Here is a 20470-nt window from a genome sequence, read left to right as displayed (position 1 = left end):
TCACCGGCCCATGCAACACCAGTGGGATGAAATGCACCGCACCCGCAAGCCCACATTCGTTCTATGTGGCGAGCCCCAGGGGGATGTGCTCAATCTCTATGTTCACGGTTATTCGGCCTTCTTCAACCGCCAGCAACTGGGCAATTTCAAGGCACAACTGGCGGGTATCGAAGGCTCGACCAACCTGATGCTGTTCTGGCCGGCGGGGCACTTTCTGGAAAACCTGTTCGCGCCGTTCAAGGATGTGATCGCTTCGATGCTTGGCGGTGGTGGCCTGGGCGCAGCGACGGTGGGCGTCGGTAGGGCGATTGCCTATTTTCTTGACCATTACAAAAGTGTCGAGGCGCGGGTCGATGAAGTGGCCAGGACCTTGTTGCCTGAACTGGCCGGCTACCTGCACGACGAGGCGCTGCCGGTGCGGCGCATCAACCTGATCGGTCATTCCCTGGGCGCACGTATTCTGGTCAAGAGTCTGTTGGCCAGCCCCGATATCGCCCGCGAGCTGCCGTTGAATAACCTGTTGCTGATGGGCGGGGCGATCTGTACGTCAAGCCCTTGGGATGACGTGTCGGCGCCGCTCAAGGGCCGGCTGATCAACTGCCATTCCAGCAAGGACTGGGCGCTGGCCTTGAAGCCGGATAGCGAGCGCTGCATCGGCCGTTATGCGATTGACGTTACGCCTGCACTCAAGACCAAGGTCACCAATGTGCATCTGGCCAGCTTCGATCATGCCGCTTATTGGCCGCAATTGAAGACGGTGGTGCAGTACACCGACTTGCTGCAGGAGCGCCGTGGTCTGATCCGCGCCGACCTGCGCAGCAGCGAAGTGCGCTTTGCCGAAGAAGATGCAGAGCTGTTTCCGGTGCTGGTGCAGGCGCGTCCTGAAGAGCTGAAGTTCCTCGCCGAGCTGATGGCGCAAAAGCGCAGTGCCTCGATCGACGCCAGTGTGCGTGAACCGCTGAAACTGGCCATCGAGTTGCAGCGCATGGGCGGTGACAGCTTCATGAACCTGGCCCGTGGTCACGGGGTGAGCTATCGCCAGATTGCCGAGGAGGTGGCGCAACGCCTGGGCATCAAGTTCGACGAGCCACTTGAAAGCGTGGTGCTGGCGGATATCGAAGCGCAGGTCGCTGAAAAACTGATTGAGCAGTACAAGCACAAACTCAGCCGCGCCGACCGTCAGGCGTTCGACGCCGAACTCAAGGCCGCCGCGCAAAAAGAGCAGGGGGTGTTCACCCGCTTCGACGTGGGCCGTTCAGCCGCCACGGCCTTGAGCGGTACCGCGCTGGCCGGGCTGACCGGGTTTATCCTGCGTCGGGGTGCAGCCACGGCGATTCCGGTGGTGGGCCAGGCGCTGGCTGCGGCGATGTTGCTGGTCAGCGGCGTGCGAGCGTTTTCCGGCCCGGCGTATTCGATCACCACCTTGGCGGTATTGGTGGTCGGTGTGATTCGTCAGCGCATGGAGCGCGAGGCGCTGAACCAGGAGCTGGACCTGGTTGTGCAAGTGGTAGAGGCCTTTGATTTGCCGCGAGATACGGTGATGCGCACAGTCGCGTCCGACTGATAAGCTGCTGCCCAAGCCTAGTGTATTGTCTGGAATTGCGCGTGAAATTCAACCTGCCGAAAATCGCTACCGCTCCGTTCTGCCCGCCGGAAGTGGCCGGCTCTGTTGCCGTTGACCCCAAGGCGTCCTTTTTCAAACGCATGTTGATGTTCGCCGGCCCCGGCTTGTTGATCTCCATTGGCTACATGGACCCGGGCAATTGGGCGACCGCCATTGAAGCCGGTTCACGCTACGGCTACAGCCTGCTATTTGTGGTGCTGCTGGCCAGCCTTGCGGGGATGGCGGTGCAGTGCCTGTGCTCACGGCTGGGCATCGCCACCGGCAAGGACCTGGCGCAACTGTGCCGCGAGCGCTACAGCAAGCGCTCCTCACGTACCCAATGGCTGCTGGCGGAAATCTCCATCATCGCCACCGATCTTGCCGAAGTGCTCGGTTGCGCCCTGGCGTTTCACCTGCTGCTTGGCGTGTCGCTGACCACTGGCATTGTCATCACCGCCTTCGACACGCTGTTGATCCTGGCCCTGCAAAACCGCGGTTTCCGCCGCCTTGAAGCGATCATGCTGGCGCTGGTGGCGACCATCGGCGTGTGCTTCTTTATCGAACTGGTGCTGATCAAACCCTACTGGCCGGACGTGCTCAGCGGTTTCACGCCTTCACTGTCGGCGATCAGCGACGCGGCGCCGTTGTACCTGGCGATCGGCATCCTTGGCGCCACGGTCATGCCCCATAACCTCTACCTGCACACCTCCATCGTGCAGACGCGCCTGATCGGCAAGGACCTGGCGAGCAAGCAGGACGCGGTCAAGCTGGCGCGTATCGACACCATCGGTTCCCTGGCTCTGGCACTGTTGGTCAACGCAGCGATCCTGGTGCTGGCCGCTGCGGCGTTCTACAAGACGGGCCATACCGATGTGGTGGAAATCCAGGACGCCTATCATCTGCTCGACCCACTGGTAGGTGGCGCCTTCGCCAGCATCCTGTTCGCTATCGCGTTGCTGGCGTCTGGGCAGAGTTCGACCTTTACCGGCACCATTGCCGGGCAAGTGATCATGGAGGGCTACCTGAACCTGCGCATACCCTGCTGGCAACGCCGCCTGATCACTCGCGGACTGGCGTTGATCCCGGCGTTCCTTGGGGTATGGCTGATGGGCGACGATGCCATCGGCAAGCTGCTGATTCTCAGCCAGGTGGTACTCAGCCTGCAGTTGCCGTTCGCGCTGTATCCACTGATTCGCATGACCGGTGACAAGCAGTTGATGGGGCCTTTCGTCAATCGATTACCCACGCGGCTGTTGGCGTGGTTCCTGTTCGCGGTGATCAGTGGGGCGAATGCGTGGTTGATTGGGCAGTGGTTGTTGGATTGATGATATAGGGCCGCTGGAATCCAGGCCTACACCAACATTGCCAATGAGTCTGCGGCATTTTCAATCAGCTTGTGAGCTTTGCTGGATAGTCTGGGGTCATCGTTGAGCGCCCACAGCAGAATATGGGTATCCAGCAACAGTCTCACGAGTGGTTGCCCTCGAATGCATCCAGTAAATCGCTAGGTAGTGGCGCGTCGAAATCTTCAGGGATGACCAGCTTTCCCTTCATTGCGCCAATCCGCTGTCCGTTGGATTTACCCACGGGCACCAGCTGTGCCATTGCGCGCCCATGCTTGGCAATGGTGATGATTTTACCGGCGGCGGCATCGTCGACCAATTTGGACAGGTTGTTTTTTGCCTCACCCAGAGGAACGGTAATCATGTGGTCTTCCCCGTGTTTTGGCCAAATATAGCCAAAACTACGTGAGCTATCAAAGACGGCTCGACCACCGGCCAAAGCTGCTCGTTCCGCGCGTGATGGTTTGTAATACACGACATCCATGGCATATCTCCAAGAAAGAACAAACCAAAGTCTGCCCCAGCGATCGGTATCCAGAAATACTGGCGCGTAAAATCAGAACGGGCCTACTTTTCTTCCGAGGAATTTTCCCTCGGTGGCACCATTAGCAAGGGCGGCTTCACTTCCCGATCCCAATACGGCACCGTCCCAAAACACTCCACGAAATAGTCGATCACCGTACGCACTTTCAACGACAATCTCCGGCTGCCCGGCCACAGTGCGGCAATCTGCTGGGGCTCCAGGGTGGTCGCCACTTCATATTCAGTCAGCACAGCCTGCAAACTGCCGGCGCGCAGGCTTTCGCCAATCAGCCAGGACGGAAACACCACCAGGCCCAGGCCCTGTTCGGCGGCGTGGGTCAGGGTGTCGGCGTGGTTGCCGGTGATCGGGCCCTTGACGCTGTAGGAGGTCCAGTCACTTTGGCCGCGCCGGAAGAACCAGCGTTGCTGGCCCGTGATGCCTTTGTAGGCCAGGCAGTGGTGGTCGACCAGTTCGTCGGGGTGGCGCGGCGTGCCGTGTTGCGCCAGGTAGGCGGGGCTTGCGGCGATGCGAAAGCGCTGGGGCGCGAAGATGCGTGCCTGCATACCCGAATCATTGAGCACGCCAATGCGAAACAGCAGGTCGGTGCCGTCTTGCAGTGGGTCGACGAAGGTATCGGTTTGCTGGATATCCAGTTGCAGCTTCGGGTAACGCCGGCACAGTTGCCCCAACCACGGTGAAAGGTGGCGCTGGCCGAATACCATCGGCGCATTGATACGCACCAGCCCGCTGGGCTCACTGTCTTGTTCCTGCAGGGCTTGGTTCGCCGTTTCCAGCTGCTCCAATACCAGCCGCGCGTGACGCCCCAGCAGGCGCCCGGCTTCGGTGGGGCTTACGGCGCGGGTGTGGCGGTACAGCAATTGCTGGCCGAGGGCCTGTTCCATCAGTTGAATCTGCCGCGAAATGGAGGAGGGCGCCAGGCTTTCTCGGCGGGCCACTTCGGAAAAACTGCCATGGTCGAGCACGGCGACGAACAGGCGCAGCGCCTTGAAACTCAGCTCATTCAAACCCCGCATCATCTCTCCTGGCTGTGCGTATTGCGCAAAGGTGTTGTTTGCATGCTCCCATTTATCGCACAGGACGGCCACCGGATAATGCGCGCCATGTTTTCTTTGTCGATGCGCAGGTGATCCATGCAGGCACGTTCTATCGAAGGTGTGGCGCAGGCCAGACCTAACAAAAATTTTCTGCGGTTGCTGTTGTTGCCGTTGGTGATCCTGGCGGGCATGGGCCTGTCGGTGGAGGCTGGCCTGCTCGGGCCGTTGGGCGCGCAGGTCGGGCATTTGTGGGCGACCTTGAGCATCTTCGGCGTCGGCACCGCGATTCTCCTTCTACTGCTGCTGTTCAGCGGCCCGCAGCAGGGCCCGGCATTTACCCAACTGCCGCGCTGGCAGTTGATTGGTGGGTTCCTGGGGCCGATGTATGTTGTGGTGCTGACCCTAGCCACGCCCCACATCGGTATCGCCATGACCATGATTGCGATCCTGTCCGGCCAGGTGGGCAAGAGTGTATTGATCGACCACTTCGGTTGGTTCGGCACGGCGCGCAAGCGCGTCAATGGCGAACGCTGGATTGCGCTGGCGTTGATTGTGGCGGCATTGGTCCTGATTGCACGAGGGTAAGACGATGAATCTGATTCTGTTATTGGTGGTGGTGATTGCGGCAGGGGCGGTGTTGAGTGTGCAGGCCGCGATCAATGGGCGCCTGGGCCAGACGGTTGGGGTATTGCGCAGCAGCCTGCTGACTTTTGCCGTTGGTGCACTCACCACGGCGTTGTTGATATTTTTCTTCGAGCCGGCTCAGGCCGTCAGCCTGCTGGATGTGCCGAAATGGCAATTGACCGGCGCCTTGTTCGGCGTGGTGTACATGCTGGTGATGGTCGGCGCGGTGCCTGTGGTTGGCACGGCGGTCGCCACGGTGGCGGTGATTGTCGGGCAGTTGGGCATGGGCATGCTGATCGACAACTTTGGCTGGCTGGGCAACCCGGCGATCGAATTGTCGGGCAGCCGCATCGTGGCGATGCTGTGCCTGGCGCTGGCACTGGTGTTCATGTACCGCAGCAATACCCGGGCGGCCGACTGACGGCGCTGAACCTTGGCGCTCTGCGTGGAGTCACTGCTTAAGGTGTGGCGTTCGCTGCACCGGGACGACCATGAAGAAGGAGTCTGACCATGCCAGATAAAACCTGTGCTTGCCCACACTGCAAATGCGTACTGGGTGCCGATGCGATCATGAAGGACGGTAAGGGTTATTGCTGCCAAGGCTGTGCCGAGCACCATGCCCACGGTGAGCCCTGCGCCGCCGCGACCGGCTGTGAGTGCGCCAAGTCGGCCCGCACCTGACGTGATCTACCTGCAGGCTCGGACAACCCGGGCCTGCCGGGTGAGTAAAAACAGTTCGCTTGTCGGCGGCCAGTCTTTACCATGGTCGCCTTTCCCTTGATTGACATATACCCGCCATGGCCCTGGCCGCGCCCCCCGACCTCAGTGATCAAGCCGTCCCAGTGCAGCCCCTGGCACGCACATACCCGCGTGGGTTGTATGTGGAGCCCCATCGCCATGATTGGGGCCAGTTGCTCTATGCGATGAGCGGCGTGATGTGGGTCGAGACGCCCCGTGAAGCCCTGATAGTTGCGCCGCAGCGCGCCGTGTGGTTGCCGCCGGGAGTCGAACACGGCATCCGTGTTGTCTCCGACTTGCAGATGCGCAATATCTACCTGCGTCCGGCATTGGCGGCGACGCTTGACAGCCAGGTGCAGGTCATCGAAGTAGGCCGGTTGTTGCGCGAATTGATCGTGACGTTGGTTGAACAAGGCGATCACGGCGATGCCGGCTACTACGAGGCGGTCGTCGGCCTGGCCCTGCTTGAGCTGCAACGCGCACGTCGCTCCCCAATTCGCATCGCCATGCCGGTGGCGACTGATCGTCGGCTAAGCAGTGTATGCCAGGCGGTCATGGCTGCGCCCTCTCTGGAAATCCCCTTCGAGCAGCACGCCGAGGCTGCGGGCGCCAGCGTGCGCACCCTGGCGCGACTGTTCCAGAACCACTTGGGCATGGGCTTTGCCGAGTGGCGGCGCCAGGTGCAGTTGGCGACGGCAGCCGCGGAGCTGGTCCAGGGCCAGTCGGTGAGCGGCATTGCCCGCGGCCTGGGGTATTCGCCCAGCAGTTTCAGCGACATGTTCCGCCGTGAACTGGGTGTATCGCCTTCGCAGTACGCGGGTTGGCCGAAATCCTGAAGCACTTGGCCGATGTCGAAGCCAGTCGCACCTTAAGCTGAGCCCATCAATCAACCGGGCGTAGTCACCATGAACTATCTGATTTCCTTGGCCATCGGCCTATTTGTCGGCGTGATCTACGGCGTGCTGGGCTTCCGTTCGCCCGCACCGCCGGCCATTGCTCTGGTGGGGCTGATGGGCATGCTGCTCGGCGAACAGTTGTGGCCCATGGGGCGGCAGTTGGTCAGCGGTTGGTTGTCCTGAGCCTTTTCTTCTTCGACGGATGCCTTTAATGAAAGCACTACAATTTAGCGCCAGTGGCGACCTCGCCGACCTGCGCCTGGTCGATGTTGCCACGCCCGTACCGTCTGCCGATGAAGTGCTGGTCCAGGTTAAAGCCGCCGGTCTGAACCCCAGCGATGTGAAAAACGTACTCGGCCGGTTTCCCTACACCACGCTGCCGCGCATTCCCGGGCGTGATTTTGCCGGGGTGGTGGTCGAAGGTCCGCCAGCCTTGCTCGGTCAGGAAGTCTGGGGCACCGGTCGCGACCTGGGTTTTTTTGCTGACGGCTCCCATGCCCAATACCTTCGGGTATTGGCCACAGGCGTGGTGCCCAAGCCCGGTCACTTGAGCTTCACCCAGGCCGCGAGCCTTGGCGTGCCGTATACCACGGCCTGGGATGCGCTGGAACGCAGTGGTGTGGGCAAGGGCACGCGGTTGCTGGTGATCGGCGCCAATGGTGCCGTTGGCAGCGCGGCGTTGGCACTGGCGAAGCTTCGTGGTGCGCAAGTGCTGGCAGCGGTGCGTCGCCCTGATCAGGTGGATGTCTTACAGGCGCAAGGCGTGGAGGCGATTGCCCTGGGCCAACCGCAGGAACTGGGCGTACAAGTGCACGCCGTGTTCAAGGGCGGCGCCGAGGTGATCTTCGATACCAGCGGTTTCTGGCTGCCCGCTGCAGTGGCGGGGTTGGCGCCTTTCGGCCGTATCGCAATCATTGCCGCGCCGGTCGACGGCCACGTGCAACTGCCGGCTCTGGCGCTGTATCGCAAGGGGGGGACGGTGGTAGGCGTCAACTCTTTGCTCTATAGCTGTGAGCAATGTGCGGTGATGTTAGGGGCGTTCGGGCGGTTCTTTGATGAGGGGTTGTTGCCGTTGCCCACCGGCCTGCGCGAAGTGGCGTTGGCTGATGGAGTTGAGTGTTATGAGCAAGTGAACAGCGGCAGCCCGGACAAATTCATCCTGCTGCCGTGACATCGCCTCAAATGTGGGAGGGGGTAAGCCCCTCCCACTTCAGATCTTTACTCGGCCTCGGGTACGCCTTTTTCCCACGCCGACCACTGCTTCACAATCGCCTGCACCAGCGGGTTGCCCGTGCGGTACAGGTTTTCCAGTGCCGGTACAAAGCCGCCCTGGTCCGCATACTTGAGCAAGTTGTCGACCTCGCTGTAACCCGGATAAGGCCGGTCAAAATCGGAGCCTGCGCGCACCACGGCCAGGCGCTGGATATCCACCAAACCTTCGCGGCTGGCCCGCAGCAGCGCTTCATAGGTGGAGTTGTCTTCCTGCTGGGTGGTGCAGTATTCGCCTTTATTGTCGGTGAGCAATTTGGTCCAGACTTCGGCGCGTTCGCTCAGGCGAGTGCCGGAAAACCAAGTGTTGCCCGCCAGGGTATCGCAGCGCGTGACTTGCGGCGGCTGATTGGCCGGGGCGTCGGGATAGTGCTTGCGCCAGGCGGCGGATTCTTTGCTCTCGGTCAGCTCCACCTTGTGCGACAAGGCAAACGCCTTGGCTTGCAGCTTGGGGTTGAGCTCGAATACTTCGGTCTTGTAGTCCAGCGGTGGCTTTTCGTTGGGCCCCTTGGTGTTGATGCCGATATAACCGGTCGGCCAGTCCTTGGGCGCATCCCGTGAATCCAGCTCCCACTGGGTGCCGAACTCCACCAGGTAATGGGCCCAGGCGGCGGTGCCGATGGTGCCGTGCTTGGGGCTGATACCGGCGATACCGGCGATCAGGAAATAGCTCTGGCGCAGGTCGAATTTGGGCGACAAGGCCAGGGCCAGGGTCGACGCAGCGGCGTTGGTCTGGCCCATGCCGGTTACCAGCAGGCACACGTCCTGGGTGTTGCAGCGAATCACTGGGTATTCGGCAGACAGCCCTGGCACGCGTACTTCCTGCTTGAGTTCCAGGCGGTCGATCCAGGTTTGCGCCTCGGGGGCGAACATGGTGATCAACATCACCTTGGGCTTGATCGGTGCGGGGTTATCCGCCAGCACTACGTGGGGCAGCAGAGCGAGGCCGACGGCCAGCGAGATACGAGTCAGTGCGTTCATGTACAGCTCCTTGATCAGAATTGGTAACCCACGCCGGCGTAGTAACCCCAGCCATCAGAGCGGGCGCGGAAGTTGCCTTCGCCGAAATTCAACTCGCTGCCGTCTTCCCAGTTGCCACCGTTGTGAAAGTAACGACCCACCAGGGTAAAGCGCAGGTGGGTGAACGCGTACAGCAACACGTTGGTAGCCACCAGGGAATTGGCGGTGCGCGCCGGGTTGTCCTTGTGCAGGTCCGAGCCGAAGTCGTAGTTGGTAAAGCCGATATAGGTCAGCGAAGCACCGTTGTCGAACTTGCCGATGGGCACGATGTACTTCATCTGCGCGCGGTAGCCATCCCAGGAATATTCATTGCTGGCACCGTAGTTTTCCCACTGGTAGCGGCCATAAAAGTTGGCCGACAGGTTGACCCGCGAGTGGGTGTCGATATCGGTGCCCAGGCCGCTGTACAGGGTGTTGGCGCGGTTTTCCTTATGGCTGCCGTGATCGTAGATCCAGTCAAAGGCCACATACCACTCCTTGAACGGGCCGATCGCCAGGCTGCGCCCTGCGAGGTAGTCGATGGAGATCCGCGGTTCATGCTCCATGAACACCGGCGAGCCATGGTCCCATACACCTTTGTCATTACTGTTACCGATGGTGAGGATCTTCGGCACGTCGATATAGCCGTACAGCTCAAAGGGCCCCTTGCGCCCGAAGTACTCGTACTCCAGGTAGACGTCATCCTGGGGCTTGGGGCCGAAGCTGATGTCTTTGCTGCCGATCAGCGTCAGGTCCTGGTTGAACCACTCCGACAGGTAAACGCCTTTTTTCGCCGGTGGGCTGGCCTCAGGGCTAAGGGTTTCGCCCTGGGCTGAATCATCGACGGGCTTTTGCTGCGCCAAAATGGGGCCACTGAGTACTCCCGTAACGGCGGCCAGTAGCAGGGAAACACCAAGGCAAGCACGAGGCTTAGAGGTGGGATGCATTGAAAGTCCTTATTCGTACACGGTTTAGCCCGATTCATCGGGTAGGGCTGAACTTGGCAGCCAAGTTCGTTCCGCAAACGTTTGCACAGGCTGTACCAACTTGTGTCAATGGCTTGAACTGTTTGGAAAAAATGCGAATTAGCCGACGCTTTGGTCAGAAATCAGCGAGCGATCCTGGCGATGGGATTGAATACACGCAGTGCAGTCTGCCGCCGGTATTCGCTCGGCGTCTGGTGCATTTCGATGCGAAAGTGGCGGTTGAAATTGGACAGGTTGGCGTAGCCCACTTCAAAGCAGATATCCGCCACCGACATCTGGCTTTGCAACAACAACCGGCAGGCACGTTGCACGCGGAACTTGCGCATCAGGTCGATAAAACCGTGGCCGGTGTTGCGCTTGAAAAAACGCGAGAAGCCCGGCTCGCTCATCTCCAATTGCCGCGCAATGTCCGATAGGCGCACGTCGCCGGTCAGTTCGCGCATCAGGTAATCGAAGGCTTTGTTGATGCGATCGGCACTGCGCGCATCCAGGGTGGGTGCGTAGTACGGGCTGGCCAGGGTCTTGGCCTGTGTGGGCGAGGCGTTCTTCAGGGTGTCGAGCAGCTGCAGGAACAGGGTCAGGCGTTGCAGGCCATGGGCGCTGCCGATGGCCTCCATCAGCCGTGCCGCACTCGTTGCTGCTTCGCCGGTGAATTCAAGACCGCATCGCGCCCGTTCAAACAACGGTTGTAGATCGCCGAGCTCAGGCAGGGTGGTGCGCAGGGCGAGGAGGGCGGCGCCGTCGAACTGCAGCACCACGTCGCGGCCGCTCAGGTATTCGCCCGGCGCCAGGTCGCCGATCCAGTCGTGGGGCAGGTCAGGACCGATCAACGCGACATGACCGGCGCTGAACGCACCAATATAGTCGCCCGCCACCAGCTTGCCGCTGCCCTGGCGGATCAGGTGAATCTCGAACTCGGGGTGGTGGTTCCAGCGCGCCAGCTCATAGGGATAGTCATGTTCGAACCAGCGAAAACCATGCTCCGGTTCGGGCAGGATCACTTCAAGCTCCGCAGGGCAGTGCTCGAACGGGCTGGCGCGGCTGATGGGCATGGTGCTGCCTCTTGTGGTTGTGCAATGGACTCAAAATACGCGCGCCGGCAATCAGTGTGCTACCCCGGTTTTGCCTTGCACTGGTACTTTTTTGATCCTGGGCTTGAGGTTATAAAAGTATCAGCCGCACAGTCGCCAGTCGTTTGTGAGGGCCAGGCCGAGCTGCTGTAATCGAGGCACGCCCACAAATACAACAGGTGCAATGTGCCGGCGACCCGAACTCATTTTTACAGGACACCGCGATGAAACGACTCGAAGGTAAAAGCGCGTTGATCACCGGATCGGCGCGGGGTATCGGCCGAGCATTTGCCCAGGCCTATATTGCTGAAGGCGCTACCGTTGCCATTGCCGACATCAACCTGCAACGCGCCCAGGCCACCGCCGCCGAATTGGGCCCCCAGGCTTACGCCGTGGCGATGGACGTCACCGATCAAGCTTGCATCGACGCCGCCATCGCCGCGGTCGTGGCCCATGCCGGCAAGCTGGATATCCTGATCAACAATGCTGCGCTGTTCGACCTGGCACCTATTATCGACATTACCCGCGACAGCTTTGAGCGGCTGTTCTCGATCAACGTCGCCGGCACCCTGTTCACGTTACAAGCTGCGGCCCGGCAGATGATCAGCCAGGGCCATGGCGGCAAGATCATCAATATGGCCAGCCAGGCCGGACGACGGGGTGAGCCGTTGGTAGCCGTCTATTGTGCGACCAAGGCGGCGGTGATCAGCCTGACGCAATCGGCGGGGTTGAACCTGATCAAGCAGGGCATCAACGTCAATGCCATCGCTCCGGGCGTAGTGGACGGCGAGCACTGGGACGCAGTTGATGCACTGTTTGCCAGGCATGAGGGGCTGGCACCTGGCGAGAAGAAAAAGCGGGTAGGGGATGAGGTACCGTTCGGGCGCATGGGCACGGCGCAAGATCTGACTGGAATGGCGATCTTCCTTGCGTCGAAGGAAGCCGACTATGTGGTGGCCCAGACCTACAACGTGGATGGCGGCAACTGGATGAACTGAAGCCATGCACCGTTAAAAACATGGGAGGGGCGGTGCGACGATTCGACTTGTACCCATGGCGGTGTTGCCAGCCATCTATAAAGTGACTGACACTCCGTCACCTGGGGCCTGCCACCGGAGAATCACCATGACCCTTGCGAAAACCGCCATCGCTTCATTCGACGTCGACGCGCAGAAAAGCTTCACGCCTTTGTGCCCCAACGAGTTGCCGGTGGTCGGTGGCGACCGCATTGGCGCCGAACTCAACTACATGGCCAGTCTCGCCGGTCATCGCATCGGCAGCAAGGACGCCCACACCCCGCACGCCCCTTGGGTGGTTGCGCAGCACAGCCAGATGTTGCAACCCACCGGCCTTGCCCACGCCGATGTCACTTGGGTCAGCCACTGCGTACCGGGCACCGAAGGCTTCACATTGCTCGACGAACTGCCAACGCCTTATGACTATGACTACTTCGTCTGGAAGGGCGTCGAACCCGACCTGCACCCTTATGGCGCCTGCTACCACGACCTGCACGACAAACTGTCCACCGGCGTCATCGAGTACCTCAAGGCCCGAGGGGTGGTGCGTGTGATCGTCGGCGGCCTGGCTTTGGACTACTGCGTCAAGACCACTGTGTTGCAGTTGCTCAAGGCCGGATTGCAAGTGGTCCTGCACCTGCCGGCGTGCCGCAGCATCAGCGAGGAGGGGGGGGTACAGGCGGTCAATGAGTTGCTCAAGGCGGGTGCTGTCATCAGTAGCACCCGCGATGAACTGGCCGCGATTGCGCAGCGCTCAAGCCTCAACGCTCAATCGAGCGACTCCACCGCGCATTCCATTCCGGCCTCGCCTGGTTAACCTGGTCCCAGTCAATTGAAATCGCCGTCTGCAAGTAACCCTGCATGGCTTCCACCCGTGCCCGGGTCTTTTCGGTGGTGGGCGTCGTCGGGTTCGACGGGATCTGGTCGCCGTCCTCCAGCGCCGGCGCCTGGGCCTCGGCGGTCAGCAAGAACGCTGCGAGTTTCTGCGCCAGTTCCGGCTGGTCATTGCGGGCGATCACGCATTCGGCCACGTTGAGAACCACCGCGCCTTCCTTGGGCTGCGCATATTCCATGGGGATGCCCAACAGCTTCTGCGTGGCGACCTGGGTCGGCGTCAGGGGGAAGAGTGCGGCTTCGTCGGTTTGCACCATCTCGGAGATCTTCGCGGAGCTGGCGATGTATTCCAGTACGTTGGGGCCGACGCTCGTAGGCCAGGCTTTGAAGCCCGGTTCTACATTGGTTTCATCGCCACCCTGGATGCGGTTGAACATCAGGAAACCGTGCAGGCCAAAGGTGGAGGAGGCCAGGGACTGGAACACCACTTTGTCCTTGAAACGCGGGTCGGCCAGGTCCATCCACGAGGTGGGTGCGGACCAGCCCTTGTCCTTGAACATCTTGGCGTTGTAACCCAGGCCGGTGACGCCCAGTGTTACGGCCACGGCTTCGTCCTTGATTCTGGCCTTGGCCGGGATCTGCTCCAGGGTCGGGCTTGGCGCGAGCTTGTCGCACAGGCCCATGGAGATCGCGCGGTACATGATGCCGTCGTCGAGGAACATGACGTGCATCTGCGGGTTGGCCTTGTTGGCCTGGACCTTGGCAAGGATGTCCGAGGAGGTGCCGGGTACGATCACCACCTTGACGTTGTTGGCTTTCTCGAAGGCGGGCAGCACCTTGTCGGCGTACACCCGTTCCATGGTACCGCCGTTCATGCCCAGATACAGCGTGGGGGCGGCATGGGCGGTGCCGGTGAGCAAGGCGAGGGACAAGCAGGATAAAGCGATGCGTGAGTGCATGGATGTTTTTCCTCTCAGGCTTGGAAACGACGGATGGAAAACGCTTCGATGGGTTGGCGGCTGGCCCCTGCGCAGACAATCTCTGCCAGGGCTTCGCCGACTGCGGGGCCGAGCTGGAACCCGGCGCCGGCGAAGCCGAAACCGTGGAGCAGGCCAGGTTGGGTGCTGCTGGGGCCGATCACCGGTTCGTGATCGGGCAAGTAACCTTCGGTGCCGCTCCAGGTCCGGATCGCCTGGGCACCCTTGAGAAATGGATAGAGTTCGCTGGCATTGCGCAGAATTTCCAGCAGCGCGGCCTGACCTGGCCTGGCTTGCTGTGGGCCGAGGGCAAAGCCGCGACCGCCGCCGAGGATGCAGTTGCCCCTGGCGACTTGCCGCGCATAGATCCCTCCGCCCTCGACACCGGTACTGACAGTCATCACCACCGGCAGTGGTTCGGTGACCAGCATCGCCGGGTGCGCCGAGGTAATCGGTACCGGCTCGTCAAACTGTGCAGCGACACTGCCGGCCCAGGCACCGGCGCAGTTGAGCAGCCAGGGGGCTTGCAGATGCAAGCCATTGGCACAGTGCACCTGGAACTGTTGGCTGTTGTGCTCGATGCCGATCACTTCGGCTTGCTCGTACACCTCGGCGCCGTGGCGTAGGGCGGCACGGGCGAAGGCAGGGGCCACTAGTCGCGGGTTGGCATGTCCGTCTTCCGGGCACAAGGAGGCACCCACTGCCACGTCGCCCACCCAGGGGAAACGCCCGCGCAACTCAGTGCGATCCAACAGCTGCAAGCCCAGGTCGAAGCCACGGGTTTGTTCGGCATACGCATGCAGCGCAGCAAAATCTACCGGGCTGCGCGCCAGCTTCAAATGCCCGCAGCGCACGTACTCGCCACTAATGCCAATCAAGCCTGGCAAGTCGGCCCACAGTTGATGGGCGCGCTGGGACAACGGTAACTGATGCAAGGGCCGGCCCTGGCGGCGCACGCCGCCATAATTGACGCCGCTGGAGTGCGAGCCACAAAAATCCCGTTCCACCAGCGCCACCCGCTGGCCTTTTCGCGCGAGTGTTAAAGCTGCCGAAGCGCCGACGATCCCGCCGCCCAGGACGATGACGTCGATCATGGTTGCCCCTCCACGCCAAACGGCAGCGGCTTGATCGGCGCTTGGCCTCGCAGGCGTCCGACTTGTTCGATGCCACGCCCGCTGCGCTGGGCGACAATTTCCGCCGTCGCCAACCCGCACATCCGTCCCTGGCAGCGGCCCATGCCAATGCGGCAATGGGCTTTGACCCGATTTATTTCCCAGTGACCCTCATCCACTACTGCCCGCACTTCACCGACGCTGACCTCTTCGCAGCGGCACAGAATCAGTTCGTCGGGGGCTTGCACAGCCCATTGTTCGGGGAAAGGGAACGCGGTTTCCAGGCCCTGACGAAAGCCCTGGATCCTCGCCAACTGCTTCTGCAGCGTATCCTGGCGGTGCTGATCGACCGTAATGCCGGCATCCTCCAGCAGCGCCAACGCCGCATATTCGCCAGCCATCTGCGCCGCATCCGCGCCCATGATCCCTGCGCCATCGCCAGCCAGATACACCGCCTCGACGCTGCTGCGCCCAGCGCAGTCCCGCTGCGGCAACCAGGCGCGGTTGAGATTATTCCAGGCAAAGTCACAGCCGAGTAAATCCGCTAGTTGCGTTTCGCTGCGCAGGGCATGCGCGAAGGCCACCGCATCGCATTCCAGCGTCTGTTCGCCCCAGCGAATGCCGTGGACCCGTTGCTCTCCATCGATCTGCGACAGTGTTGCGCCCTGATGCACGGCAATGCCATGGGCCGTCAGCCAAGCACGGTAATACAAACCCTTTGCCAGGGTCGCCGGTTGCCTGAGCAGCGCCGGTAATGCGCGACATTGGGCACTGAACGGCGCACTGTCGAGCACGGCCAACACCTTGGCGCCCGCCTGGGCATATTGATAAGCGACGAGATAGAGCAGTGGTCCGGAACCACAAAACACTACGCGTTCGCCAATTGCGCAGCCCTGGTACTTCAAGGCGATTTGCGCCGCGCCCAGGCTGTAGACGCCCGGCAAGGTCCAGCCCGGCACCGGCAGGATACGGTCGGTGGCGCCGGTGGCGACAATGATGCGCGAATACTCAACGCTGTCGATGCGACCGCTGGTGAGCAGGTCGAGACGGTTGTCCTCGGCGTTCCATACCAGGGTTTGCGGCCGGTAGTCGATCAACGGCGCAAGCTCGTCCATGATGCGATGCACGGTCTGCGCCTTGCTCGCTTCAAAGCCGTAGATTTGTTTGGCCGAGCGCTGGAAGTTTGCCGGTTGGCGCCGATATATCTGCCCACCGCCGCGCAGGTTCTCATCGATCAAGCAGGGTTTTATGCCGTGATCGAGCAGCGTACGTGCGGCAGCGATGCCCGCTGGGCCTGCGCCTACAATTGCCACGGGCTTCATGGCTGCCGTCCTGGATCGCGGCTGATCGCGTGACCTTCTTCGAGCAACGTCGAGCAGGCCCGTACGCGTCGCCCATCGGCAAGCCGCACCCAACAGTCCTGGCACGCACCCATCAGGCAAAAACCGGCGCGGCGTTCGGCGCTGAAATCGCTGCCGCGCAGATGGTCGGCGCAGGTCAGCATGGCAGTCAGCAAGGTATCGCCGAGCAGCCCGGTGGCCGGCTGCCCATCAAGGGTGAACGCCAGGGCTGGGCGCTGGGTTTCGGTCAGCCGCTTGAACAGCGCCATCAATGTTTCCCCACCAGTACACGGTCCAGGCCGTAGACCCGATCGAGCAGAATCATGGTCGCTGCGGTGAGTGCGATCACCAGCGCCGATACCGCCGCCATCATTGGATCGATGGACTCAGTGGCATACACGTACATGCGCACCGGCAGGGTTTGTGTGGCAGGTGAACTGACGAAGATTGACAGGGTCACCTCATCGAAACTGTTGATGAACGCCAGCAACCAACCACCGGCCACCCCAGGCAAAATCATCGGCAAGGTGATTTGCCGGAACAACGTAAAGCGCCCGGCTCCGAGGGATTCGGCGGCCTGCTCGGCACTGCGATCAATCCCGATCGCTGCCGCCAGCACCAGGCGCAGTACATAGGGAGTGATGATCACCACGTGCGCCAGCATCAGCCAGGTAAAGCTGCCATTAACGCCCATCAACGCAAACAGGCGCAGCATCGCCACGCCCAGCACCAGGTGCGGGATGATGATCGGCGACAGAAACAGTGCACTGAAAAAGTTACGCCCGGGGAACGTATAGCGACTGATCGCCAAGGCCGCCGGTACCGCGATCAAGGTCGCCAGGGACGCGGCGGTAAACGCCAGGATCAGGCTGTTATAGAAGGCCTGGATGAAGTCGGCGCGTTCGAATACGGCGCGAAACCAGCGCAGGGAAAAGCCCGATGTGGGCAGGCTCAAGGTGTTTTCCGGGGTGAACGCCACCAGGCACACCACCACCAGCGGCGCCATCATGAACAGCACCACCAAACCATGGAAACCGAGGGCCAAAGGACCGTTTCTGGACATGCGCTTAAACCCCCAGGGACTTTTTATAGCGGCCTTCGACCATTCGGTTCCAGCTCAGCATGATCAGTAGATTGACCAACAGCAGCACCACCGCGATAGTCGCGCCCATGGGCCAGTTGAGTTCCGAGAGGTATTGGTCATACACCACAGTGGCGACCATTTTCAGACGTCGCCCGCCCAGCAGCCCTGGGATTGCGAATGAACTGGCGGCCAGGCCGAACACGATCAAGGTGCCGGACAGCACACCGGGCATCACTTGCGGCAACACGATCTTGCGCATCACCGTGGCCTGGCTTGCGCCCAGCGACAGCGCCGCTTGTTCCGCCGAGGGGTCGAGCTTTTGCAGGGAGGTCCATACCGGAATGATCATGAACGGCAGCATCACGTGCACCAGCGCGATGATCACGGCGAACGGCGTATACAGCAGCTTCACCGGGCGCCCGCCGATGGCCTGGATCACTTGGTTGACCAGGCCATCGGCGCCGAGCAGCAAGCTCCAGCCAAACGCGCGTACCACCACGGAAATCAGAAGCGGTGTGAGGATCAGGATCAGGAAGACCGACCGCCACGGCGTACCCATGCGGCTGAGGATGTACGCCTCCGGTACCCCGATCAGCACGCACAGCAACGTTACCAGCGCACTGATCCAGAAGGTGCGCCAGAAGATCTCGTAGAAATAGGCATCGCTCAACAATGCCAGGTAGTGGTCCAGGGTCCACTGATCGGCCTTTACACCCACCTGGTAATCGAACACGTTGAAGGACAGTACCAGCGTCAAGGCCAATGGCAAGATCAGTAACCCGCCAAACAGCACCAATGCCGGTAACGAGAGCAGGTAGCCGCGCCTCATGGGTGCACCTCATCGGCCGCCAGTACCCGCAGCAAATCCGCTTGCCATTGCAGGCCCACTGCCGCGCCGTTGCAAAGCGGTGCGCTGCCATCGTTGCCGCGCACCACGGTAATTTCGCCAAGGGGGGTATGGATGCGATACAGCCATTGGCTGCCGAAAAAGTAGCGGTCGAGCACCTGGCCTTGCACGCGGCCTGAACCTGCTTGTACCAATTGGATCTTTTCCGGACGCAGGCTCAGGGTCAGTTGGCCAGCGCCGCCCTGGTGACGCACTTGGGGGACACCGAGCGCGTCGTAGTCGCCGGCCAGCAGGTTGGCCTTGCCGACAAAGTCAGAGATGAAGCGCGTGCGCGGGTGTTCATAGAGTTTGTACGGCGCGTCGATCTGGGTCACGCGCCCGGCCTGCATCACGACCACGCGATCGCTGATGGAGAGCGCTTCGCCCTGGTCGTGGGTGACCATTAAGGTGGTGATGCCCACCGCACATTGAATGCGGCGGATCTCGAACTGCATCTCTTCACGCAGGTTGGCGTCAAGGTTGGACAACGGTTCATCCAACAGCAGAACCGGTGGCTCGATCACCAATGCACGGGCCAGCGCGACGCGTTGGCGTTGGCCGCCGGAGAGTTCCCGAGGGTAGCGTTCGGCATGGGGGGCCAGACGCACCAGTTCGAGTACGGTCTTGACGAGGCTTGCGATCTTGGTGGCCGGTACCTTGCGCATCTTCAAGCCGAAGGCGACGTTGTCGCGCACGCTCATATGGGGAAACAGCGCATAGCTTTGGAACACCACGCCCAGGCCACGACTGGCAGGCTTGGCGCGGGTGATGTCGCGACCATCGAGCAGGATCTGGCCGCTGCTCACCTCGACAAAGCCGGCGATCATTTGCAGGGTGGTGGTCTTGCCGCAGCCCGAAGGACCAAGCAGGGAAACGAATTCACCTTTTTCCACCGCGAGGTCGGTGGCAACTACTGCATCAACGGCGCCGTAGCGTTTACTCAAGGCGTTGAGTTGGAGAAATGCCATGTCTGCGTTCCACCTTTTATTCCGCCGCGCCGAAGCGCGCTTTTTTGTTTTGGGCAGATGCGAAAAGAGTGTTGCCGGTGCGTTGACGCTCGATCTTGAGTCGGCTGCCAGTTGTTGTTCGTTTCGCCCCTGTGGACGCAGATTAGAGCGAAGACTAGGATGGGCGGAAGATGGGATTTCATTCAGCGGACTACTATTTTAAGATTTATTCACTGAGCAGAATTTATGTTGATATCGAGTGATACAGATTCCATTCAGCGGAATAGCAGCGGCAAGGAAGTCGGTGCTGGTGGCGTATCCCGCGTGTTTGCCTTACTACGCGCTCTGGGTGAAGTGCCCGAGGGAGGTGAACGTGTCACCCAGCTCGCCCACCGCGTTGGCCTCTCCCAGCCCACCACTCACCGCTTGCTACGCAGCCTGATGGATGAAGGCATGGTCGAGCAGGATGCACGCAGTAAACGCTATCGCCTGAGCCTGGAGTTCTTTGCGTTGGCGGCCAATGCCGGCAAGACTGGCAACCTGCGCGATCTGGTGCGCCCAAGCCTGTTGCGCCTGAGTGCATCGTTGGGAGATTCGCTGTTCCTGCTGGCTCGCAGCGGCTTCGACGCCATTTGCCTGGACCGCAGCGAAGGCCCGTACCCGATTCGTACCTTCACCGGTGATATCGGCGGGCGCGTAGCCCTGGGGGTAGGGCAGGGCAGCCTGGCAATTCTGGCCTTTCTGCCGCAGGAAGAGCGCGAGACGGTCATCCGCTACAACCTGCCACGGCTCAAGGATTTTCATTTGTATGACGAAGTGCTGCTGCGCTCCGAAGTTGAGAACGTTCGCAATTTGGGCTACGCGGCACGCAACACCGGGGTGCTGGAAGGTATGGCGGGGTTGGCAGTGCCGATCCTCAACCGCGAGGGGCATGCGGTCGCAGCGTTGAGTGTGGCGACCATCAGTGACCGCCTGGGGCCAAGCCGATTGCCGATGGTGGTGGAGTTGCTCAAGCGCGAAGCTGCAGCAATCGGGCCACGCATCAACCCGTTCGACCCTACGTTGCGCAGGCCGTCGCAGACGTTTGGTGGATGAGTGATCTTTGCTAAAACGCATTAGCATTGGATCCACTTACGGTATAACCCTGCGACGCTTTCGTTATTCGAGG

Annotated in this window: 23 protein-coding genes and 1 pseudogene; 11 read left to right on the top strand and 13 right to left on the bottom strand. The window is 61.1% G+C overall.

The window, feature by feature from the left end; all coding sequences use genetic code 11:
* Positions 1 to 10: 10 nt before the first annotated feature.
* Positions 11 to 1564: a DUF726 domain-containing protein gene (locus E4P00_RS06200; RefSeq protein WP_248130938.1), complete on the top strand. Its 1554-nt coding sequence runs from the start codon at positions 11 to 13 to the stop codon at positions 1562 to 1564.
* 41 nt (positions 1565 to 1605) lie between these two features.
* A complete protein-coding gene (locus E4P00_RS06195) occupies positions 1606 to 2928 on the top strand; it encodes an Nramp family divalent metal transporter (protein ID WP_248130936.1) in 1323 nt (440 codons plus the stop codon).
* 47 nt (positions 2929 to 2975) lie between these two features.
* On the opposite strand, the pseudogene E4P00_RS06190 reads toward E4P00_RS06195, so the two are convergent.
* The 3 genes and pseudogenes from E4P00_RS06190 to E4P00_RS06180 all read right to left on the bottom strand — a co-directional run.
* Positions 2976 to 3074, bottom strand: a pseudogene (locus E4P00_RS06190) (PIN domain nuclease); the annotation flags it as partial.
* On the bottom strand, positions 3071 to 3430 hold the full coding sequence (locus E4P00_RS06185; RefSeq protein ID WP_248130934.1) for a type II toxin-antitoxin system prevent-host-death family antitoxin: 360 nt from the start codon (positions 3428 to 3430) through the stop codon (positions 3071 to 3073). The gene E4P00_RS06185 and the pseudogene E4P00_RS06190, both read right to left, overlap by 4 nt.
* A gap of 83 nt (positions 3431 to 3513) precedes the next feature.
* Positions 3514 to 4503: a LysR family transcriptional regulator gene (locus tag E4P00_RS06180; RefSeq protein ID WP_248130932.1), complete on the bottom strand. Its 990-nt coding sequence runs from the start codon at positions 4501 to 4503 to the stop codon at positions 3514 to 3516.
* A 117-nt stretch (positions 4504 to 4620) separates the two neighbouring features.
* Here E4P00_RS06180 and E4P00_RS06175 point away from each other — a divergent pair, with 117 nt between their 5' ends.
* The 6 genes from E4P00_RS06175 to E4P00_RS06150 all read left to right on the top strand — a co-directional run bounded on the left by E4P00_RS06175 (position 4621) and on the right by E4P00_RS06150 (position 7953).
* Positions 4621 to 5109, top strand: coding sequence for a DMT family transporter (locus E4P00_RS06175; RefSeq protein WP_216091210.1), 489 nt, complete (start codon positions 4621 to 4623; stop codon positions 5107 to 5109).
* Positions 5110 to 5113: 4 nt separating this feature from the next.
* Positions 5114 to 5569 carry a DMT family transporter gene (locus E4P00_RS06170; RefSeq protein ID WP_032876352.1) on the top strand — a complete coding sequence of 152 codons (456 nt, stop codon included), beginning with the start codon at positions 5114 to 5116 and terminating at the stop codon, positions 5567 to 5569.
* Between the two features lie 89 nt (positions 5570 to 5658).
* Positions 5659 to 5829 (top strand): metallothionein, encoded by a 171-nt coding sequence (locus E4P00_RS06165; protein ID WP_032803483.1) that lies wholly within the window; start codon positions 5659 to 5661, stop codon positions 5827 to 5829.
* 116 nt (positions 5830 to 5945) lie between these two features.
* On the top strand, positions 5946 to 6722 hold the full coding sequence (locus E4P00_RS06160; protein ID WP_216091211.1) for a helix-turn-helix transcriptional regulator: 777 nt from the start codon (positions 5946 to 5948) through the stop codon (positions 6720 to 6722).
* A gap of 69 nt (positions 6723 to 6791) precedes the next feature.
* The gene (locus tag E4P00_RS06155; protein WP_078821088.1) at positions 6792 to 6965 is read left to right on the top strand and encodes a DUF1427 family protein; all 174 of its coding nucleotides are present in this window, start codon (positions 6792 to 6794) and stop codon (positions 6963 to 6965) included.
* Positions 6966 to 6993: 28 nt separating this feature from the next.
* On the top strand, positions 6994 to 7953 hold the full coding sequence (locus E4P00_RS06150; RefSeq protein WP_032876348.1) for a zinc-binding alcohol dehydrogenase family protein: 960 nt from the start codon (positions 6994 to 6996) through the stop codon (positions 7951 to 7953).
* Between the two features lie 47 nt (positions 7954 to 8000).
* Here E4P00_RS06150 and E4P00_RS06145 read toward each other — a convergent pair whose 3' ends face one another.
* The 3 genes from E4P00_RS06145 to E4P00_RS06135 form a co-directional block, all read right to left on the bottom strand.
* Positions 8001 to 9032, bottom strand: a complete 1032-nt coding sequence (locus E4P00_RS06145) for a purine nucleoside permease (RefSeq protein WP_228309746.1) — start codon at positions 9030 to 9032, stop codon at positions 8001 to 8003.
* A gap of 14 nt (positions 9033 to 9046) precedes the next feature.
* Entirely contained in the window at positions 9047 to 9997 is a 951-nt protein-coding gene (locus tag E4P00_RS06140) for a nucleoside-specific channel-forming protein Tsx (protein WP_005787604.1), read from the bottom strand.
* Positions 9998 to 10158: 161 nt separating this feature from the next.
* Positions 10159 to 11088 carry an AraC family transcriptional regulator gene (locus E4P00_RS06135; RefSeq protein WP_248130930.1) on the bottom strand — a complete coding sequence of 310 codons (930 nt, stop codon included), beginning with the start codon at positions 11086 to 11088 and terminating at the stop codon, positions 10159 to 10161.
* Positions 11089 to 11330: 242 nt separating this feature from the next.
* On the opposite strand from E4P00_RS06135, the gene E4P00_RS06130 reads away from it, so the two are divergent.
* Positions 11331 to 12104: an L-iditol 2-dehydrogenase gene (locus E4P00_RS06130; RefSeq protein WP_032876342.1), complete on the top strand. Its 774-nt coding sequence runs from the start codon at positions 11331 to 11333 to the stop codon at positions 12102 to 12104.
* Between the two features lie 127 nt (positions 12105 to 12231).
* Positions 12232 to 12939 carry a nicotinamidase gene (locus E4P00_RS06125; protein ID WP_248130928.1) on the top strand — a complete coding sequence of 236 codons (708 nt, stop codon included), beginning with the start codon at positions 12232 to 12234 and terminating at the stop codon, positions 12937 to 12939.
* On the opposite strand, the gene E4P00_RS06120 is transcribed toward E4P00_RS06125, so the two are convergent.
* From E4P00_RS06120 to E4P00_RS06090, 7 genes are read right to left on the bottom strand one after another with little or no spacing between them, the layout of a single operon-like run.
* Positions 12884 to 13915, bottom strand: a complete 1032-nt coding sequence (locus E4P00_RS06120) for an ABC transporter substrate-binding protein (RefSeq protein ID WP_032876340.1) — start codon at positions 13913 to 13915, stop codon at positions 12884 to 12886. The two genes, E4P00_RS06125 and E4P00_RS06120, sit on opposite strands and share 56 nt — an antisense overlap.
* 14 nt (positions 13916 to 13929) lie before the next feature.
* Entirely contained in the window at positions 13930 to 15027 is a 1098-nt protein-coding gene (locus E4P00_RS06115; protein ID WP_223018659.1) for an FAD-dependent oxidoreductase, read from the bottom strand.
* A complete protein-coding gene (locus E4P00_RS06110; RefSeq protein ID WP_248130926.1) occupies positions 15024 to 16367 on the bottom strand; it encodes an NAD(P)/FAD-dependent oxidoreductase in 1344 nt (447 codons plus the stop codon). The genes E4P00_RS06115 and E4P00_RS06110 overlap by 4 nt, the downstream gene beginning before the upstream one ends.
* A complete protein-coding gene (locus tag E4P00_RS06105; RefSeq protein WP_005787618.1) occupies positions 16364 to 16654 on the bottom strand; it encodes a (2Fe-2S)-binding protein in 291 nt (96 codons plus the stop codon). Before E4P00_RS06105 ends, E4P00_RS06110 begins: the two co-directional genes overlap by 4 nt.
* Entirely contained in the window at positions 16654 to 17448 is a 795-nt protein-coding gene (locus E4P00_RS06100) for an ABC transporter permease (protein ID WP_005787620.1), read from the bottom strand. The genes E4P00_RS06105 and E4P00_RS06100 overlap by 1 nt, the downstream gene beginning before the upstream one ends.
* Before the next feature lie 4 nt (positions 17449 to 17452).
* Positions 17453 to 18298 (bottom strand): ABC transporter permease, encoded by an 846-nt coding sequence (locus E4P00_RS06095; protein ID WP_078821096.1) that lies wholly within the window; start codon positions 18296 to 18298, stop codon positions 17453 to 17455.
* Positions 18295 to 19323: an ABC transporter ATP-binding protein gene (locus tag E4P00_RS06090; RefSeq protein ID WP_078821097.1), complete on the bottom strand. Its 1029-nt coding sequence runs from the start codon at positions 19321 to 19323 to the stop codon at positions 18295 to 18297. The genes E4P00_RS06095 and E4P00_RS06090 overlap by 4 nt, the downstream gene beginning before the upstream one ends.
* A gap of 225 nt (positions 19324 to 19548) precedes the next feature.
* Between E4P00_RS06090 and E4P00_RS06085 the strand changes: the two genes are divergently transcribed.
* The gene (locus tag E4P00_RS06085; protein WP_032876330.1) at positions 19549 to 20397 is read left to right on the top strand and encodes an IclR family transcriptional regulator; all 849 of its coding nucleotides are present in this window, start codon (positions 19549 to 19551) and stop codon (positions 20395 to 20397) included.
* Positions 20398 to 20470 lie beyond the last annotated feature (73 nt).

This window comes from Pseudomonas sp. B329 (genome assembly GCF_023127835.1).
Lineage (GTDB): Bacteria > Pseudomonadota > Gammaproteobacteria > Pseudomonadales > Pseudomonadaceae > Aquipseudomonas > Aquipseudomonas synxantha_A.
The sequence above is the reverse complement of the archived record's forward strand: the minus strand, read 5'-3'. Positions and strand labels throughout refer to the sequence as shown.

Coding starts and splice junctions, on each gene's coding strand:
- E4P00_RS06200 (WP_248130938.1), top strand. CDS start 11: ATGCAACACCAGTGGGATGAAATGCACCGCACCCGCAAGCCCACATTC.
- E4P00_RS06185 (WP_248130934.1), bottom strand. CDS start 3,430: ATGGATGTCGTGTATTACAAACCATCACGCGCGGAACGAGCAGCTTTG.
- E4P00_RS06180 (WP_248130932.1), bottom strand. CDS start 4,503: ATGCGGGGTTTGAATGAGCTGAGTTTCAAGGCGCTGCGCCTGTTCGTC.
- E4P00_RS06175 (WP_216091210.1), top strand. CDS start 4,621: ATGCAGGCACGTTCTATCGAAGGTGTGGCGCAGGCCAGACCTAACAAA.
- E4P00_RS06170 (WP_032876352.1), top strand. CDS start 5,114: ATGAATCTGATTCTGTTATTGGTGGTGGTGATTGCGGCAGGGGCGGTG.
- E4P00_RS06165 (WP_032803483.1), top strand. CDS start 5,659: ATGCCAGATAAAACCTGTGCTTGCCCACACTGCAAATGCGTACTGGGT.
- E4P00_RS06160 (WP_216091211.1), top strand. CDS start 5,946: ATGGCCCTGGCCGCGCCCCCCGACCTCAGTGATCAAGCCGTCCCAGTG.
- E4P00_RS06155 (WP_078821088.1), top strand. CDS start 6,792: ATGAACTATCTGATTTCCTTGGCCATCGGCCTATTTGTCGGCGTGATC.
- E4P00_RS06150 (WP_032876348.1), top strand. CDS start 6,994: ATGAAAGCACTACAATTTAGCGCCAGTGGCGACCTCGCCGACCTGCGC.
- E4P00_RS06145 (WP_228309746.1), bottom strand. CDS start 9,032: ATGAACGCACTGACTCGTATCTCGCTGGCCGTCGGCCTCGCTCTGCTG.
- E4P00_RS06140 (WP_005787604.1), bottom strand. CDS start 9,997: ATGCATCCCACCTCTAAGCCTCGTGCTTGCCTTGGTGTTTCCCTGCTA.
- E4P00_RS06135 (WP_248130930.1), bottom strand. CDS start 11,088: ATGCCCATCAGCCGCGCCAGCCCGTTCGAGCACTGCCCTGCGGAGCTT.
- E4P00_RS06130 (WP_032876342.1), top strand. CDS start 11,331: ATGAAACGACTCGAAGGTAAAAGCGCGTTGATCACCGGATCGGCGCGG.
- E4P00_RS06125 (WP_248130928.1), top strand. CDS start 12,232: ATGACCCTTGCGAAAACCGCCATCGCTTCATTCGACGTCGACGCGCAG.
- E4P00_RS06120 (WP_032876340.1), bottom strand. CDS start 13,915: ATGCACTCACGCATCGCTTTATCCTGCTTGTCCCTCGCCTTGCTCACC.
- E4P00_RS06115 (WP_223018659.1), bottom strand. CDS start 15,027: ATGATCGACGTCATCGTCCTGGGCGGCGGGATCGTCGGCGCTTCGGCA.
- E4P00_RS06110 (WP_248130926.1), bottom strand. CDS start 16,367: ATGAAGCCCGTGGCAATTGTAGGCGCAGGCCCAGCGGGCATCGCTGCC.
- E4P00_RS06105 (WP_005787618.1), bottom strand. CDS start 16,654: ATGGCGCTGTTCAAGCGGCTGACCGAAACCCAGCGCCCAGCCCTGGCG.
- E4P00_RS06100 (WP_005787620.1), bottom strand. CDS start 17,448: ATGTCCAGAAACGGTCCTTTGGCCCTCGGTTTCCATGGTTTGGTGGTG.
- E4P00_RS06095 (WP_078821096.1), bottom strand. CDS start 18,298: ATGAGGCGCGGCTACCTGCTCTCGTTACCGGCATTGGTGCTGTTTGGC.
- E4P00_RS06090 (WP_078821097.1), bottom strand. CDS start 19,323: ATGGCATTTCTCCAACTCAACGCCTTGAGTAAACGCTACGGCGCCGTT.
- E4P00_RS06085 (WP_032876330.1), top strand. CDS start 19,549: ATGTTGATATCGAGTGATACAGATTCCATTCAGCGGAATAGCAGCGGC.